This is a genomic window from Kitasatospora sp. NPDC041917 (genome assembly GCF_055589745.1).
In genome coordinates, this window is the sequence record NZ_JBVJBI010000011.1 from 132,432 (window position 1) to 148,619 (window position 16,188).

Here is a 16,188-nt window from a genome sequence, read left to right on the forward strand (position 1 = left end):
GAACTCCAAGCAAAGCCTCGGTTGGGAGGGTGGGGGGGCCCCCCCGCCCCCCTCCCCCCCGCCCCCCCCCCCCCCCCCCACCCTCTTTTTGTGGCCCCCGCGGCCGTGGGAGCCCGGGCCGCTCAGGCCAGGACGGTCGCGCTCCAGGCGGCCTCGGCGGCGGCCAGGGCGGGCGCCGGGTCGGCGCCCGTCGCCCCGGCCAGGGCCGACACGCACGCGCGGACGGTGTCCAGCGCGGCCGCCCGCCCGTAGTGGTTGACCCGCAGCATCGAGCCGGCCAGGGCGCCGCCGCCCGGCTGGACGGGCAGGGCCGGGTCGAGGCGGGCGGCGAGGGCGGTCGCGTCGACGCCGTCCGGGGTGCGCAGGGTGGTGGCGACCGGGGCCGCGTGGGCGTCCTCGACGACGTACGGGGCCAGGGTGCCGAGCGCGCGGACGCCGGCCCGGGTGGCGGCCGAGGCGGCGCGGTGGCGGGCGATCACGGCCGGCAGGCCGTCGGCGGCGATCCGGTCCAGGCAGGCGCCGAGCGCGAGCATCTCCAGCTGGGCCGGGGCGTGCGGCAGCACCGCGCGGCCGGCGTCGGTCCAGCGCTCCTTCCAGTCGAGCAGCGAGAGGTAGGAGCGGCGCGGGGCGGCCGGGTTGGCGGCGATCCGCTCCCAGGCGCGCGCGGAGACGGAGACGGCGGAGACGCCGGCCGGGCCGCCCATCGCCTTCTGGCCGCCGATGACGCACAGGTCGACGCCCCACTCGTCGGTGAGCAGCGGCTCGGCGGCGACGGAGGCGACCGCGTCGAGCATCAGCAGCGCGCCGTGCTCGCGGACCACGGCACCGATCCCGGCGACCGGGTTGGTGTTGCCGGTGGCGGCCTCGGCGTGCACCAGGGAGACGAAGTCGATCTCCGGGTCGGCGTCGAGGGCCTCGGCCACCTGCTCGGCGCTCACCGCGCTGTCGAAGGGCACGGCCAGGTCGACGACCTTCGCCCCGCAGGAGCGCAGCCAGTTGCCGAAGGTCTGCCCGTACGGGCCGGTGACGATGTTGAGGGCGGTCGAGCCGGGGTGCGCGGCGCCGCGGATCGCGGCCTCCAGGGGGAGGAGCGCCTCGCCCTGGGTGACGATCACATCGGCCTCGGTGTGCAGCAGCGCGGCCACCCGGTCCTCGATCGCCGCGAACTCGGCGGCGCTGAGCGGGGGCAGGTCGAGGAAGGGACTCACGTCTTGATCGCCTTTCGCGGGGGTGGGGTGCGGAAACGAGTCTGCCGCATCATGACTGCTTACACGGAACCCGCCCGTCGGTAGAGTGCGGCCATGAGCGATGGCGCGGTGCTGCACGTGCGGGGTCGGGTGCTGGTCGGTCCGCAGGACGTCCGGGACGAACTCTGGGTGGTGGACGGCCGGGTGAGCTTCACCCGCCCGCCGACCGCCGGGGACGTGCGGACGGTGAACGGCTGGGTGCTGCCCGGCCTGGTGGACGCGCACTGCCACGTCGGCCTGGACGCGCACGGCGCGGTGGACGCCGCGACCAGCGAGAAGCAGGCGCTCACCGACCGGGACGCCGGCACCCTGCTGATCCGCGACGCCGGCTCGGCCGCCGACACCCGGTGGATCGACGAGCGCGAGGACCTGCCCCGGATCATCCGGGCCGGGCGGCACATCGCCCGCACCCGCCGCTACATCCGCAACTACGCGCACGAGATCGAACCCGGCGACCTGGCCGCCTACGTGCGGGCCGAGGCCCGGCGCGGGGACGGCTGGGTGAAGCTGGTCGGCGACTGGATCGACCGCGAGCGCGGTGACCTCGCCGCCTGCTGGCCCGGCGACGCGCTGGCCGAGGCGATCGCGGCGGCGCACGAGGAGGGTGCCCGGGTCACCGCGCACTGCTTCTCCGCCGAGTCGCTGCCGGACCTGCTGGCGGCCGGGATCGACTGCGTCGAGCACGCCACCGGGCTGACCGAGGAACTGATCCCGGCCTTCGCCGAGCGCGGGGTGGCGATCGTGCCGACGCTGGTCAACATCGCCACCTTTCCGGACCTCGCGGCCGGCGGCGAGGCCAAGTTCCCGGCCTGGTCGGCGCACATGCGGCGGCTGCACGAGCGCCGGTACGACACCGTGGGCGCCGCGCACGACGCCGGCATCCCGGTGTTCGTCGGGACGGACGCGGGCGGCTCGCTGGCGCACGGGCTGGTCGCGGACGAGGTGGCGGAGCTGGTGAAGGCGGGGCTGAGCCCGGCGCAGGCGCTGTCGGCGGCGAGCTGGGGAGCGCGCGAGTGGCTGGGACGGCCGGGGCTGGAGGAGGGCGCGCCGGCGGACTTCGTGGTGTACGCGCAGGATCCGCGGGCGGACGTCCGGGTGCTCGCGGACCCGCGGCTGGTGGTGCTGCGGGGGCGGCCGGTCGGGTAGCCGCGGACCCGGTCGACCTGCCTCGATCCCATGATCATCCGCTGAAAGCACTGTCGGCGTAGGCCGATAGGGTGGCGACCATGGCACCGCGTCCACTGAACGAGATCGTCGAGCCCGGCTGGGCCACCGCCCTGGAACCCGTCGCCGGACGGGTCGCCGCGATGGGCGACTTCCTGCGCGCCGAACTGGCCGCAGGCCGAACCTACCTGCCCTCCGGCCCGAACGTGCTGCGGGCCTTCCAACAGCCCTTCGCCGACGTACGGGTGCTGATCGTCGGGCAGGACCCGTACCCGACGCCCGGCCACGCCGTCGGGCTCAGTTTCTCGGTGGCGCCGGAGGTGCGGCCGATCCCGGCGAGCCTGATCAACATCTACCGGGAGTACGGCACCGACCTGGGCCTGCCGCAGCCGTCCAACGGGGACCTCACCCCGTGGACGCAGCAGGGCGTGCTGCTGCTCAACCGCGTGCTCACCGTGCAGCCGCGCAAGAGCGGCCAGCACCGCGGCAAGGGCTGGGAGGCGGTCACCGAGCAGGCGATCCGGGCGCTGGTGGCGCGCGGCGGCCCGCTGGTGGCGATCCTGTGGGGGAGCGACGCCCGCAACCTGCGCCCGCTGCTGGGCAACGTCCCGTCGGTGGAGTCGGTCCACCCCAGCCCGATGTCGGCCGACCGCGGCTTCTTCGGTTCGCGGCCGTTCAGCCGGGCGAACGAGCTGCTGGTGCGGCAGGGGGCGCAGCCGGTGGACTGGCGGCTGCCGTAGCCGCCGGTGCGGCGCGGCCGCGGTAGGCCGGTACGGCGCGGCTGCCGTAGCAGAACTGGGTCAGCGCAGAACGCCAATCTCACTCCAACGAGTGAAATGACTTTCTGTGTTACTCATGTGACGGATTGTTCGAGAAGACTGGCGGCTCATCGTTTCATCTGTGTGGGGGTATCGCCATGTCTTCTCGCCGAATCGTTTCCGCCGCCGCGGCCACCGCCGTGGTGGCGAGCACCCTGCTCACCGCCGCGCCCGTCCACGCGGCCGAGCCCGCCCCGTCACCCGGCAAGGCGCGCGCCGTCACCGCCGAACTCGACCTGGACGTCAGCCTGTTGAACAAGGCGGTGGACGTCCCGGTGAACATCGCGCTGAACAAGGTGGAGTCGCCGGCGCAGCGCGACGGATCGATCCTGACGGCCACGGTGGCCGGGGTCGACCAGACCGGCCCGGTCGAGCTCGTCAAGGCCGACATCGGCAAGTCGGTGACCAGGGTCGACGCCAAGGGCGCCACCGCCTCCGTCAAGCTGGTCAACGCCGACGTGCACGCCCCCGGCCTGCCCACCACCGCGCTGCTCGGCCTGGAGGCGATGAGCGCCGAGGCGACCTGTCCGGTCGACGGGCAGCCGACCGCCGACGTGGTCGCGCCGGTCAAGCTCAGCGTGCTCGGCAAGCCGGTCACCGTCGGCGTGTACGGCCCGACCAAGGTGGACGTGCCGCTGGTCGGCAGCGTCTCGGTGGAGTTCTCCAAGAAGACCGTCACCACGACCACCGCCGCCGCCTCCGCCCTGGAGGTGCAGGTGGAGGTGAACCCGCTCAACCTGAACGTCGCCAAGGTCACCGGGAAGGTCACCGTCGCCTCGGTGAGCTGCGAGAAGCCCTCCGCGCCGTCGACCGCCCCGACCGCCCCGACCGGCCCGGCCACCACGGGTACCGCGGGCACCGCGCCCGCCGGTGCGCCCGCCGCTCAGCCGGTCGCCGACACCACCACCTCGCGGGCCGCCGGCCCGCAGGCCGCGGTGGAGAAGTCGGAGAAGGGGGAGAAGCTGGCCGCCACCGGCGGCAGCAGTGCCACCGGCCCGCTCGCCGCGGGGGCCGCCGCCCTGGTCGCGGGCGGGGCGGCCGCGCTGTGGGCCACCCGGCGCCGTCGCGCCGCGCACGCCCGTCGTCACTGACCATGCCCGTGCCGTCACCGACGGCACCCGGAACGGCGGGAGTGCCACCCCCGGCACTCCCGCACCGTGACCGTGCCAATGCGGACGGTTGGTTCACATGCGCGTTACACGAGAGGAACAACCGGGAAACGGCGGCTTGCAACGCTACGCGGGCACCCACCACCCAGCAATGCGAGGGACACGACGTGGCAATCAAGGCCGAGTACATCTGGATCGACGGCACCAAGCCGACCGCGAAGCTCCGTTCCAAGACTCGCGTCCTGCCCAACGCCGACAAGATCCCCACCTGGGGCTTCGACGGTTCCTCGACCAGCCAGGCCGAGGGCCACGCCTCGGACCGCGTGCTGGACCCGGTGCGTGTGGTGCCGGACCCGATCCGCGGCGGCGACAACATCCTGGTCCTCTGCGAGGTCCTGGAGACGGACGGCACCCCGCACGTCTCCAACACCCGCGCCCTGCTGCGTGAGGTCGCCGAGAAGTACACCGCGCAGGAGTCGATCTTCGGCATCGAGCAGGAGTACACCTTCTTCAAGGGCTCCCGCCCGCTCGGCTTCCCGGAGGGCGGCTTCCCGGCCCCGCAGGGCGGCTACTACTGCGGTGTCGGCGCCGAGGAGGTCTTCGGCCGCGAGATCGTCGAGCTGCACCTGGACCGCTGCATCGACGCCGGCCTGGCCATCTGCGGCATCAACGCCGAGGTCATGCCCGGCCAGTGGGAGTTCCAGATCGGCCCGGTCGACGCGCTGACCGTCTCCGACGACATGTGGATCGCCCGCTACCTGCTGTACCGCACCGCCGAGGAGTTCGGCATCGACGCCACCCTGGACGCCAAGCCGGCCAGGGGCGACTGGAACGGCGCGGGCGCCCACACCAACTTCTCCACCAAGGCGATGCGCGAGGGCTACGACGCCATCATCACCGCCTGCGAGTCGCTCGGCGCCTCCCAGGAGAAGGTGCTGGAGCACGTCAGCCAGTACGGCGACGACATCCAGTCCCGCCTCACCGGCAAGCACGAGACCGCCCCGTGGAACGCCTACAGCTACGGCGTCTCCGACCGCGGCGCCTCCGTGCGCATCCCGTGGCAGGTCGAGGTGGACAAGAAGGGCTACATCGAGGACCGCCGCCCGAACGCCAACGTCGACCCCTACGTCGTCACCCGCCTCCTGATCAACACCTGCTGCGCCGCCCTGGAGAAGGCCGGCCAGGTCTGATCCACCGGCCGTACCCGGCACCCGCACCACGTCACGCCCGCAGGCCCCCTCCCGGTGCAGGAGGGGGCCTGCGGGCATTGCGGCGTCGGGGTGTCGAGGTGTCCGGGGGCGGGGCCGGGAGCCCGGGGGCTTGATAGGGGTGGGGGAGGCGCGGAGAATCGGGGCATGACTGCTCCGGGCCGCCCCCTTCTCGTGCGCAGGCTGCACGTGGACCTGGGGCGGGTGTGGGCGGACGGGTGTCGCCGCGAGTGGGTTCCGACAACCGACCGCAGGCAGCACCGGCCCCAGGAGTGTGTCCGTCCATGGCTCTCACCTTCCACTGGTTCCTCCCCACCAACGGCGACAGCCGGCTGATCGTCGGCGGCGGGCACGGCTCCACGCCCGGCGCCGCCGGGTCGGACCGGCCGCCGGGCATCGGCTACCTCGGCCAGATCGCCCGCAGCGCCGAGCAGTTGGGCTTCGAGGGCGTGCTCACGCCGACCGGGGCCTGGTGCGAGGACGCCTGGCTGACCACCGCGATGCTGAGCCAGGTGACCGAGCGGCTGAAGTACCTGGTGGCGTTCCGGCCCGGGCAGATCAGCCCGACGCTGGCCGCGCAGATGGCCGCGACCTACCAACGGCACTCCGGCGGGCGGCTGTTGCTCAACGTGGTGACCGGCGGGGAGTCCGCCGAGCAGCGCGCCTTCGGGGACTTCCTGGACAAGGACGCCCGGTACGCGCGGACCGGGGAGTTCCTGGACATCACCCGACGGCTCTGGGCGGGGGAGACGGTCGACCACCACGGGCCGCACCTGCGGGTCGAGGGCGCACGGCTGAACCGGCTGCTGGACCCGGTGCCGGCGGTGTACTTCGGTGGTTCCTCCCCGGCCGCCGGCGACGTCGCGGCCCGGTACGCGGACGTCTACCTGACCTGGGGCGAGCCGCCCGCCCAGGTCCGGGAGAAGATCCGCTGGATCCGTGAACTGGCCGCCGCCCGGGGCCGGACCGTCCGGTTCGGCATCCGCCTGCACGTGATCACCCGGGACACCGCCGCGCAGGCCTGGGCGGAGACCGAACGGCTGCTCGCCGCGATGGACCCGGCCCGGGTGCGGCAGACCCAACGGGCGCTCGCCGAGAGCGAGTCGGAGGGGCAGCGCCGGATGCTCGCGCTGCACGGCGGCTCCGCGCAGCGGCTGGAGGTGTACCCCGGCCTGTGGGCCGGCGTCGGCCTGCTGCGCGGCGGCGCCGGGACGGCACTGGTGGGCAGCCACCGGGAGGTCGCGGACCTGATCTGCGAGTACCACGCGCTGGGCATCGACGAGTTCGTGCTGAGCGGAATGCCGCACCTGGAGGAGGCGTACTGGTTCGGGGAGGGCGTGCTCCCGCTGCTCGCCGCCCGCAACCTGTGGGACCGCCCGTGACGCCTGGGGCCGGGGCGGGCCGGGCGGCGCGGCCGGGACGCCCCGGGGCTCCGTCCGACCGATCGCGGCCGGCAAATCGCTGGTCAAGCGCCCTCACCGGACCGAGAATTCATGGCATGACCCAGCAGCCCCTGCTCCTGCTCGACGTGGACGGACCGCTCAATCCCTACGCCGCGCCGAAGCGGAGGCCCGAGGGCTACGCCACCCACCGGCTGCGCCCCTCCTGGTGGGTGGCGAAGCAGGAGCACCTGGCGGCGGTCCGGGCCCGGCAGGCGACGCGCGCCAAGCACGCCAGGCCGCCCGCCGTCCGGGTCAAGCCGCTGCGGGTCTGGCTCAACCCGTCCCACGGCGAGGCGCTGCTGGCGCTGCCGTACGAACTGGTGTGGGCCACCGGCTGGATGGGCGAGGCGAACACCCACATAGGCCCGCACATCGGCCTGCCCGAACTGCCGTACATCCGCTGGTCCGACCTGTTCGGGGTGGATGCGGACGGGCTGCACTGGAAGACCAGGGACGTGGTCGCCTGGGCCGCCGGACGCCCGTTCGTCTGGGTGGACGACGAACTCGGCCCGCAGGACGAGGAGTGGATCGCCGCCCACCATCCCGGGCGGGCGCTGGCCCTGCACGTCAACCCCCGGATCGGTCTGCTGGCCGAGGACTTCGCCACGCTACGGGATTGGGCGGAGGGGTGTGCCGTTCCGGGGGCGTGAACGCAGAAGGGTGGGGCGCGCGGAGTGTGAACGGTCGGGCGGAATGCGCCGTGCGCCCCGTTGTGCTCGGGGCGCCGCCCTTTCTACCGTCCCGTCATGACCATTCTCACGGAGCCCATCGGCAGCATCCCCCGGCCGAGCACCCTGCTGAACGCCCTGACCGAACACGCCGAAGGGCGGCTGTCCGACGCCGACCTGAAGAAGCTGCAGGACGAGGCCACCGCCGACACCCTGGCCAGGCTGGCGGAGCTCGGCTGCCCCGTCCTGGTGGACGGCGAGCAGGCCAAGCCGAGCTTCGTCACGTACCCCCTCGCCGGTCTGACCTCCCTCGCCGGGGACGGCGCCGTCATCCCCTTCGCCGACGGGCACACCCGGCAGCTGCCGCGGCTGACCGCCGGACCCTTCCGGTACCGCGTCCGTGCCGAGACCTATCTGCGCGAAGCCCTGCGCCACACCTCGCAGCCCGTCAAGCAGGCCGTCATCGCACCCTCCGCGCTCAGCCTGCTCTACCCGGCCGGCGGCATCGACGGGTACTCGCGCGAGAACTTCCTGAAGGACCTGGCCGACGAGGCCGAGGCCGACATCCGCGGCTGCCTGGACGCGGGCGCCCACGTCGTCCAACTCGACTTCACCGAGGCCAGGTTGTCGCTCAAGCTGGACCCGTCGGGCAGCCTGCTGGACGACTTCGTGGCCCTCAACAACCAGGTGCTCGACCGGTTCACCGAGGAGGAGCGGGCCCGCCTCGGCGTGCACACCTGCCCGGGCGGGGACCAGGACTCCACCCACAGCCTGGACGTCGACTACGCCGAGCTGCTGCCGAAGCTCTTCCGGCTCAAGGTCGGCAACTTCTACGTGCAGCTGGCGAGCGAGGCCGACCCCGACCGCGTGCTCGCCGTCATCGCGGATCAACTCCGCCCCGGAATCCGGGTGTTCGTCGGGGTGACCGACCCGATCGACCCCAGGGTGGAGAGCCCGGAGGAGGTGCGCGACCGAGTGCTGGCCGCGGCCCGGCACATCCCGGTCGACCAGCTCGGCACGACCGACGACTGCGGATTCTCGCCGTTCGCCGACGACGCCTCCACCTCGCGGGACACCGCCTTCGCCAAGATCGCGGCCCGGGTGAAGGGCACCGCCATGGCGGCGGAGGCGCTCGGGCTCCAGTAGCGCTCGCCGCGTCGGTGGGGGCTGAGCTGTTTGCGCGTCGGGCCGGCTGGTTGCCTGGCCGCCCGTCCGCCCGTCCGCCCGTCCGCCCGTCCGCCCGTCCGCCCGTCCGCCCGTCCGGCCGTCCGCCCGTCCGGCCTGATGGGCGGGCGGTGGGCGGTGGGCGGCCGGAGGGCGCTGGTGCTGTGCCGGTCAGGCCGAACCGAGCACGGCCTCAAGGGCATTGAGGAATCGGTCGGTGGTCTCCTCGTCCCGGACGGCGATCCGCAGCCACTCCTCACCCAGCCCCGGGAAGGTGTCCCCGCGCCGGACGGCGAAGCCGTGCTCGCGCAACCGCTGCCGGACGGTCGCCGCATCCGGCAGTCGGACCAGGACGAAGGAAGCGGCCGGCTCGCCGTACAGCCGCACCGACGGGAAGGCGGCCAGGCCCTTCACCAAGTGCTCGCGCCGGAGCGCAAGTTCGGCCGCGGCCAGCTCGGCCTCGGCGAGCGCCGCCGGGCCACTGCACACCTCGGCGGCGGCCAGCGCCGGGGTGGAGACCGGCCAGAGCGGCTGGGCGGCGCCGAGGTCGGCGATCAGCGGTGCGGGCCCGAGCACATAGCCGATCCGCAGTCCGGCCAGCCCCCAGGTCTTGGTGAGGCTGCGCAGCACGACGACCCGGCCGGGCAGATCCCGGACGGAGGCGAGGGACTCCCGCTCGCCCGGCACGGTGTCCATGAACGCCTCGTCCACCACCAGGGTGCGCCCGGGCCGGGCCAGCGCGGCGACGGCCTCGGCGGGGTGCAGCACGGAGGTCGGGTTGGTCGGGTTGCCGAGGACGACCAGGTCCGCCTCCTCGGGGACGGCGCCCAGCCGGAACCCGTCCTCGGGGGAGAGCAGCACCCGGTGCACCCGGTGCCCGGCGTCCCGCAGGGCCGCCTCGGGCTCGGTGAACTGCGGGTGCACCACGACGATGTGATGCGGAGTCAGAACCCTTGCCAGCAGGACGAAGGCCTCCGCGGCCCCCGAGGTGAGCAGCACCTCCTCGACCGGGCGGGCGTGCCGGGCGGCCACCGCGGCGCGAGCGGCGCTCCGGTCGGGGTAGGCGGCGAGGTCGCCGAGGGTGGCCGCGAGGTGCTCGCGCAGCCACGCCGGGGGAGTGCCGGTGCGGACGTTGACGGCGAGGTCGACCAGGCCGAGCCCGTCGGCGCGTACCTCGGCGTCGCCGTGGTGGCGCAGGTCGGGTTCGGGGGCGGTCACGCGGGGTCTCCTTGCGGGTGCTTCGGGTTTCGGGCGGCTCAGGTGGCTCAGGTGGTTCGGCTGGTGCCGGTCGGGGCTGATGGTGCCGGCTGTGCGGCCGGGGTCGGTGCCGGTGTCGGTGCCGGTGCCGGTGGTCAGGGGCGGTGGCGGCGGGTCCGCGTCCACGTCGAGCGGTGCGAGGCGTCCGCGCGCCGCCGTCCGGGCGATCGCGACCGTGGCCCGCGCCGACTTCCGCTTGGTGACCACGAGCCGGCCGCCAGGCGCGCTCGCCAGTGCCGCCGCCTCGGCCACGCTCGCGGTGCCGACAGCCGTACCGACGGTGGCGGAGGGGTTCGGCACCGGTACGCCCGCCAGTACCTCGGGCGGGTGCTCGTCCACGGGCACCCCCGCGAGGTGGTCGGCCGCCCAGCGCACCGCCGGGTGGTTTGCCCTGCCCGTCACGGTGGCCAGCCGGGCCACGGCGGATGGCGTCAGGCCGGTCTCCCGGAGGGTGTCCGTGAGCAGTCGCAGGACCTCGGTCCGTTCGGCGCCGCTGCTCGCGCCGATCCCCACCACCAGAGTGCGGGGGGCGTCGGCGACCGGTTCGCTCACGTGCCGCACCTTTCGTCCCGAACTCCGGTGATCCCACCACGCCCGGCCGGAACGGGTCAATCGCGGTGGGTGTGACGTCCGACGCCGGTCCGCCGTCCGCCCCGGGGCCGCCGCGGCGCGGCAGCTGTTCGCCTGTTCTTCATCTGCGTTGTGCGGTACACGACACCACGGCGCTCCTACTGTTCTCGGCGCTCCCGCCCAGGAATCCCCGACCTCCGGAGGACCCCATGGCCTTCGCACGATTGCGCGCCCCCGGAACCCTCGCCCCCGGCAGTCGTCCCCGGCCGCGCTCCGCCGGCGCCGTCGGCCGCACCGGAATCCGGAACTGACGGCCGTGTACGTCGCGGACTCGCGCAGCTCGAAGGCCCCTGCCGGGCCGTCCCCCGCCGGGCCGTCCCCCGCTGGGCCGACCCCCGACGGCCCGTCCCCCGCCGGGCCGACCACCGCCGCGCCGGCCGTGGGCCCGGTGCGGCGGGGCGCCGTGCCCGGGGCGGTGGTCGCCCTCGGCGCGGTCAGCCTGGTCACCGACATCTCCTCGGAGATGGTCACCGCCGTCCTCCCGCTCTACCTGCTCACCGGTCTCGGCCTCTCCCCGCTCGGCTTCGGTCTGCTCGACGGCATCCAGAACGGCTTCAGCGCACTGGTCCGGCTGGTCGGCGGCCACCTCTCCGACCGCCGCGGCCGCGACGGCGCGGCTCGCCACAAGACCGTCGCGGCCGTCGGGTACGGGCTGTCCGCGCTGTGCCGGCCGCTGCTGCTGTTCGTCCACACCGTGCCGCTGATCGGTGCCGTGATCGCCGTCGACCGCACCGGCAAGGGCCTGCGCACCGCCCCCCGGGACGCGATGATCTCGCTCGCCACCGAACCCGCCCACCGCGGCCGGGCGTTCGGGGTGCACCGGGCGATGGACACGGCCGGCGCCCTGCTCGGGCCGCTCACCGCGTTCCTGGTGCTGCGGCTGGCCGGCGGCCCGCTGCTCGCCGACGGCGGCGAGCGGCACGGCTACGACGCGGTGTTCGCGGTCAGCGCGTGCGTCGCGGCGCTCGGGGTGCTGATCCTGCTGCTGTTCGTGCCGAACCGGCAGCAGGGTGACGACTTGTCGACTTCCGCCCCCTCGCTGCGCGACAGCCTCACCCTGCTGCGGCTGCCGGGGCTGCGCCGGCTGACGCTCTGCGCCGTCCTGCTCGGCCTCACCACCGTCAGCGACTCCTTCCTCTACCTGCTCGTCCAGCGCCGGCTGGACCTGCCCGTCGGCCTCTTCCCGCTGCTGCCGCTGGGCACCGCCGCCGCCTTCCTGCTGCTCGCCGTCCCGCTCGGCGCGCTCGCCGACCGGATCGGCCGCCACCGGCTCTTCCTCGCCGGGCACGGGGTGCTGCTGCTCGCGTACGGACTGCTGCTGTCACCGCTGCGCGGGCTGCCGGCGGTGCTCTGCGTGCTGGTGCTGCACGGGACCTTCTACGCGGCCACCGACGGCGTGCTCGCCGCCGCGGCCGCCGACGCCGTACCCGCCGAGCAGCGCGGCGCCGGACTCGCCCTGGTCGGCACCGGACAGGCACTGGCCCGGTTCGCCTGCTCGCTGCTGTTCGGCGCGCTGTGGGGGGTGGTCGGCGGCCCGGCGGCGCTGGGCTGGTCGGCGGGGGCGCTGGCGCTGTGCGTGCTCGGCGCGGCGGCGGTGCTGCGCCCGTCCGGGCCCGCCGCGGGGCCGGCCGGGCCCGTCACAGGGCGGCCCGGGTCCGCCGCCGGTCAGCCCGTCCCCGTCGCGGAGCAGCCCGGACCCGTCGCCGCGAAGACCCCGGAGGAGACCCGATGAACCTGCGGAACCGCACCAGGATGATCATCCTGCTGGTCGCCGTCGTGCTGCTCGGCGCGGTCGGCACCGGGGCCGTCCTCAACGCCGCCGACCGCACCGCCCGCCGGGACCAGGCCCAGCCCGGCGGGCCGTCCGTCACGCCCGGCCCGGTGTCACTACAGGTGCAGTCCGGCGGACGACAGCTGTTGTTCCGCAACATGGCCTGGGGCCCGCACCGGGACGAGATCACCTCCGTCGCCGCCGACCGCCCCGACGGCCCGCGCACCGCCTCCGGCGTCCAGTGCCTGCGCTTCCACGCGGCCGCCGGCACCGGCATCTGCCTCCAGGCCCAGCACGGCGCGCTGGAGGACACCTACCGCGCCGTCGTCCTGGACGACCACCTGCGCGAGCTCCGCTCGTTCCAGGCGGCCGGCATCCCCACCCGCTCCCGGGTCTCCCCGTCCGGGCACCTCGCCGCCTGGACGGTCTTCGTCAGCGGCGACTCGTACGCGGGCAGCGACTTCTCCACCCGCACCTCGATCGTGGACGTCCGGGACTGGAACCTGCGGGAGAACCTGGAGGACTTCTCGGTCGTCCTGGACGGCCACCCGTACCAGGCGCACGACATCAACATCTGGGGCGTCACCTTCGCCGACGACACCACCTTCTACGCCACCCTCGCCAGCGCCGGGCGGACCCACCTCGTCCGCGGCGACCTCGGCGCCCGCACCCTCACCACCCTGCACGACAACGTCGAGTGCCCCTCGCTCTCCCCGGACGGCACCCGCGTCGCCTACAAGAAGCGCGTTCCCGGCCTGCCCGCCGACGCCCCGTGGCGGCTGTACGTGCTCGACCTCGCCACCATGACCGAGACCGCCACCGCCGAGCAGCGCAACATCGACGACCAGGCGCTCTGGTCCGGCGAGGGCACCCTGGTCTACGCCCTGCCCGGCGACTACGGCGCCGACCTGTGGACCGTCCCGGCGGACGGTTCGGGCAGTGCGCAGCCGGTCACCAGGGCTGCGGTCGCCCCCGCCTACCTGGGCTGAGGAACTCTCGGCTACGGTCCCACGTCGAGCAGAGTGTGACGTCCTGATCAGGCGTCCTGAACGAACGGGGGAGCGAGACGACCGTGGACGGCATTCCACCCGAGCGCACGGTGACCGACTCCTGGCCCGCCCTGCACGGCCGCCCGGTCCTGCGGCGCACCGTCGCCGTCGGGCTGGTGCTCTGCGTGTCCGTCGTCGCCGCCCTCGTGGTGCGCGGAGTCAACGCGCTCACCGCCGGCGGCACCGGCCGCGAGACCGACCGCGACCGCGCCGAACGCCTGGCCGGCCTGCACCCGTCCCAGCATCCCGGCGTCGGCCGCTTCTACGTCCCGGTCGGCGCCGTCTACACCCACACCTCCGGTGGCGCCCCGGTCGCCTACCTGCACTACCGCCTCGGCGGCGGCAGGGCCCCCGGCCTCGGTGACTTCCTCAGCGCCTACGACCTCCCCTCGCCCGGGCCGGCCGCCCCGCTCCCGGCCGACCTGCTCGCCGCCCTCGGCGGCGACGAGCCGGCCGAGGCCCCGGAGCTTCCCGAGTCCGCGCCGACGCCCGCGCCCGGCCCGTCCGCCACCGCCGACCCCGCCGCCGCGCCCACCGAGAGCCCGTCCCCGGACGCCGAGCCCATCGACCCGGCCGGGCCCTCCGACCCCACCGCCGCCGCCCCGGACCCCGGCGACCCCGATGCCGACCCCGAGGACCCCACCGTCGAACCGGCCCCCGCGGCCGCCCCGGACGAGCCCACCCCCGACGACCCCGCCCCCGCCCCCGCCCCGCTTCCCACCCAGACCTGGACCCCCACCCCCACCCCGACCCCCACCGACCTCCCCACCCACGCCCCCACCGCCCGCCGCATCTACGTCGCCACCATCCCCGGCGGCCTGCCGGGCGCCGCCGACATCTACATCCGCGCCACCGGCTGACCCGCCGCCCGGGGTCCGGGTTCCGCCGTCCGCGCGGCCCGTCCGTCATCGCTCGCCGCCCGCCGAATACGCCTGCACCCCGCCGGGACGGCGGGGCGCAGGCGTTCAGGGAGATGCCGGCCTTCGGGAGGAGCCCGGTCAGCGGGCGGTGGCCGGTTCGGGCTGGGGGGTGGGCGCGGTGGCCGGTGCCGATGCCGGTGCCGGTGTCGGGGCGGGGGTGCGGCGGGCGGGGGCCTGGCCGACGAGCATGGCGGCGAGGGCGAGGAGAAGGCCGAGGAGCTGCCAGGGGGTGAGGGTCTGGCCGAGGACGACGAGGCCGCCGAGGGTGGCGACGACCGGGTTGATCAGGCCGAGGAAGGAGGCCGGGCCGGCGCCGAGGTGCTCGATGCCGCGGAACCAGAGGAAGTAGCCGAGCGCGGTGCCGAACAGGCCGAGGTAGGCGAAGCCGGCCAGGTTGGCGGCGCTCAGGGCGGGCGGCGCGCCCTCGACCACGGCGGCGAGCGGCACGAGGAAGACCGAGCCGGCCAGGAGCTGCCAGGCGGTGAGGTCGAGCAGGGTGGCGCCCTCGGGGCGGCCCCAGCGGCGGGTGAGGACGGTGCCCATGGCCATCAGGGAGATCCCGGCGACCATCGAGGCGATCCCGACGCCGTCCAGCCGGGCGCCGCTCTTGAGCACCAGCAGGGCCACTCCGCCGACCCCGACCAGTCCCGCGATCACCGCCCGCCGTCCGGGCCGCACCCGCAGCACGCCGATCGAGAACCCGGCGACGAGCAGCGGCTGGATCGCCCCGATGGTGGCGGCGACGCCGCCGGGCAGGCGGTACGCGCCGACGAACATCAGCGGGAAGAACAGCCCGATGTTGAGCATCCCGAGTGCGGCCGCGCGTCCCCACCAGCGCCCCTTGGGAAGTCGGCGGCCGATCAGCAGCAGGAGCAGTCCGGCCGGCAGGGCGCGCAGGGCGGCGAGCAGCAGCGGGCGACCCTCGGGCAGCAGCTGGGTGGTGACGAGGTAGGTGGTGCCCCACGCGGCCGGGGCGAGTGCGGCGGTGACGGCGATCCCCGCGCGCTTGCGGTCCATGACGGCCATGACGTCCCCCTGAACGTTGATTATCTGAACGTTGAGATACTTTCTACGCCCAGGATCGGAGAACGTCAAGTATGTGAATGTTAAGATATCTGCGTTGGACGGAAGGCTTCGGATCGGACGGCCCCGGGAGGGCGGCGGACATGCAGCAGCGCGACACCGTGGACGACATCGTCGAGCAGTGGGCCCGGGCCCGACCCGACCTGGACGCCGGGCCCATGGCCCTGATCGGCCGGCTCCGACGGCTCAACGTCCGGGTCGACAACGCCCTGCGCGAGTACTTCACCGCCTGCGGCCTGGACTCCTCCGAGTTCGACGTGCTGGCCACCCTGCGCCGCTCCGGCGAGCCGTACGAGCTCAACGCCCGCGCGCTGCTCAAGTCCGCGATGGTCACCTCCGGCGCCATCACCAACCGGGTCGACCGGCTGTCCGCCAAGGGCCTGGTCGAGCGCAACCCGTGCCCGAGCGACCGCCGCGCCGTCCTGGTCCGCCTCACCCCGGCCGGCAAGGAGCTGATCGACGGCGCCCTGGCCGGCCACGTCGGCAACGAGGAACGCATCCTCTCGGCCCTCGACGCGGACGAGCGCACCCGGCTCGACGCCCTGCTGCGCAAGCTGCTCATCGCGCACGGGGACACCGAGCCGCTCCTCTGAACCGGGGCCGGGTGCGCCGCGCCGCGTGTCCGGCGGTGTCCCGGCCGCGTTGTCCTCTGCGGAAG

The 16,188-nt window shown here is 74.6% G+C and carries 14 protein-coding genes; 11 read left to right on the forward strand and 3 right to left on the reverse strand.

Features of this window, described 5'->3' with window-relative positions; genetic code table 11:
• Positions 1–122: 122 nt before the first annotated feature.
• Entirely contained in the window at positions 123–1,208 is a 1,086-nt protein-coding gene (locus ACZ6EM_RS16210; protein ID WP_465772578.1) for a pyridoxal-phosphate-dependent aminotransferase family protein, read from the reverse strand.
• Between the two features lie 93 nt (positions 1,209–1,301).
• Here ACZ6EM_RS16210 and ACZ6EM_RS16215 point away from each other — a divergent pair, with 93 nt between their 5' ends.
• The 7 genes from ACZ6EM_RS16215 to ACZ6EM_RS16245 all read left to right on the forward strand — a co-directional run bounded on the left by ACZ6EM_RS16215 (position 1,302) and on the right by ACZ6EM_RS16245 (position 8,802).
• Positions 1,302–2,393: an amidohydrolase family protein gene (locus tag ACZ6EM_RS16215; protein ID WP_380553153.1), complete on the forward strand. Its 1,092-nt coding sequence runs from the start codon at positions 1,302–1,304 to the stop codon at positions 2,391–2,393.
• 80 nt (positions 2,394–2,473) lie between these two features.
• Positions 2,474–3,151: a uracil-DNA glycosylase gene (locus ACZ6EM_RS16220; protein WP_359903447.1), complete on the forward strand. Its 678-nt coding sequence runs from the start codon at positions 2,474–2,476 to the stop codon at positions 3,149–3,151.
• Positions 3,152–3,327: 176 nt separating this feature from the next.
• On the forward strand, positions 3,328–4,320 hold the full coding sequence (locus ACZ6EM_RS16225) for an SCO1860 family LAETG-anchored protein (RefSeq protein ID WP_465772579.1): 993 nt from the start codon (positions 3,328–3,330) through the stop codon (positions 4,318–4,320).
• A gap of 185 nt (positions 4,321–4,505) precedes the next feature.
• On the forward strand, positions 4,506–5,528 hold the full coding sequence (gene glnII, locus ACZ6EM_RS16230; RefSeq protein ID WP_401052120.1) for a glutamine synthetase: 1,023 nt from the start codon (positions 4,506–4,508) through the stop codon (positions 5,526–5,528).
• A 302-nt stretch (positions 5,529–5,830) separates the two neighbouring features.
• Positions 5,831–6,928, forward strand: coding sequence for an LLM class flavin-dependent oxidoreductase (locus ACZ6EM_RS16235; protein WP_465772580.1), 1,098 nt, complete (start codon positions 5,831–5,833; stop codon positions 6,926–6,928).
• Between the two features lie 116 nt (positions 6,929–7,044).
• Complete coding sequence (locus ACZ6EM_RS16240) at positions 7,045–7,638, forward strand: HAD domain-containing protein (RefSeq protein WP_452179868.1); 594 nt, start codon at positions 7,045–7,047, stop codon at positions 7,636–7,638.
• A gap of 96 nt (positions 7,639–7,734) precedes the next feature.
• Positions 7,735–8,802 carry a cobalamin-independent methionine synthase II family protein gene (locus ACZ6EM_RS16245; RefSeq protein ID WP_401050419.1) on the forward strand — a complete coding sequence of 356 codons (1,068 nt, stop codon included), beginning with the start codon at positions 7,735–7,737 and terminating at the stop codon, positions 8,800–8,802.
• A 189-nt stretch (positions 8,803–8,991) separates the two neighbouring features.
• Here the strand turns inward: ACZ6EM_RS16245 and cobC are convergent, their stop codons facing one another.
• Positions 8,992–10,629, reverse strand: coding sequence for an Rv2231c family pyridoxal phosphate-dependent protein CobC (cobC, locus tag ACZ6EM_RS16250; RefSeq protein WP_465772581.1), 1,638 nt, complete (start codon positions 10,627–10,629; stop codon positions 8,992–8,994).
• Between the two features lie 334 nt (positions 10,630–10,963).
• Here cobC and ACZ6EM_RS16255 point away from each other — a divergent pair, with 334 nt between their 5' ends.
• The 3 genes from ACZ6EM_RS16255 to ACZ6EM_RS16265 all read left to right on the forward strand — a co-directional run bounded on the left by ACZ6EM_RS16255 (position 10,964) and on the right by ACZ6EM_RS16265 (position 14,387).
• A complete protein-coding gene (locus ACZ6EM_RS16255; RefSeq protein ID WP_465772582.1) occupies positions 10,964–12,439 on the forward strand; it encodes an MFS transporter in 1,476 nt (491 codons plus the stop codon).
• Positions 12,436–13,467 (forward strand): TolB family protein, encoded by a 1,032-nt coding sequence (locus tag ACZ6EM_RS16260; RefSeq protein ID WP_465772583.1) that lies wholly within the window; start codon positions 12,436–12,438, stop codon positions 13,465–13,467. The genes ACZ6EM_RS16255 and ACZ6EM_RS16260 overlap by 4 nt, the downstream gene beginning before the upstream one ends.
• A gap of 83 nt (positions 13,468–13,550) precedes the next feature.
• Positions 13,551–14,387: a hypothetical protein gene (locus ACZ6EM_RS16265; protein ID WP_452179864.1), complete on the forward strand. Its 837-nt coding sequence runs from the start codon at positions 13,551–13,553 to the stop codon at positions 14,385–14,387.
• Between the two features lie 138 nt (positions 14,388–14,525).
• Here the strand turns inward: ACZ6EM_RS16265 and ACZ6EM_RS16270 are convergent, their stop codons facing one another.
• Positions 14,526–15,473, reverse strand: coding sequence for an EamA family transporter (locus tag ACZ6EM_RS16270; protein ID WP_465772584.1), 948 nt, complete (start codon positions 15,471–15,473; stop codon positions 14,526–14,528).
• Positions 15,474–15,613: 140 nt separating this feature from the next.
• Here ACZ6EM_RS16270 and ACZ6EM_RS16275 point away from each other — a divergent pair, with 140 nt between their 5' ends.
• Positions 15,614–16,123: a MarR family winged helix-turn-helix transcriptional regulator gene (locus tag ACZ6EM_RS16275; protein ID WP_359903417.1), complete on the forward strand. Its 510-nt coding sequence runs from the start codon at positions 15,614–15,616 to the stop codon at positions 16,121–16,123.
• Positions 16,124–16,188: the final 65 nt, after the last annotated feature.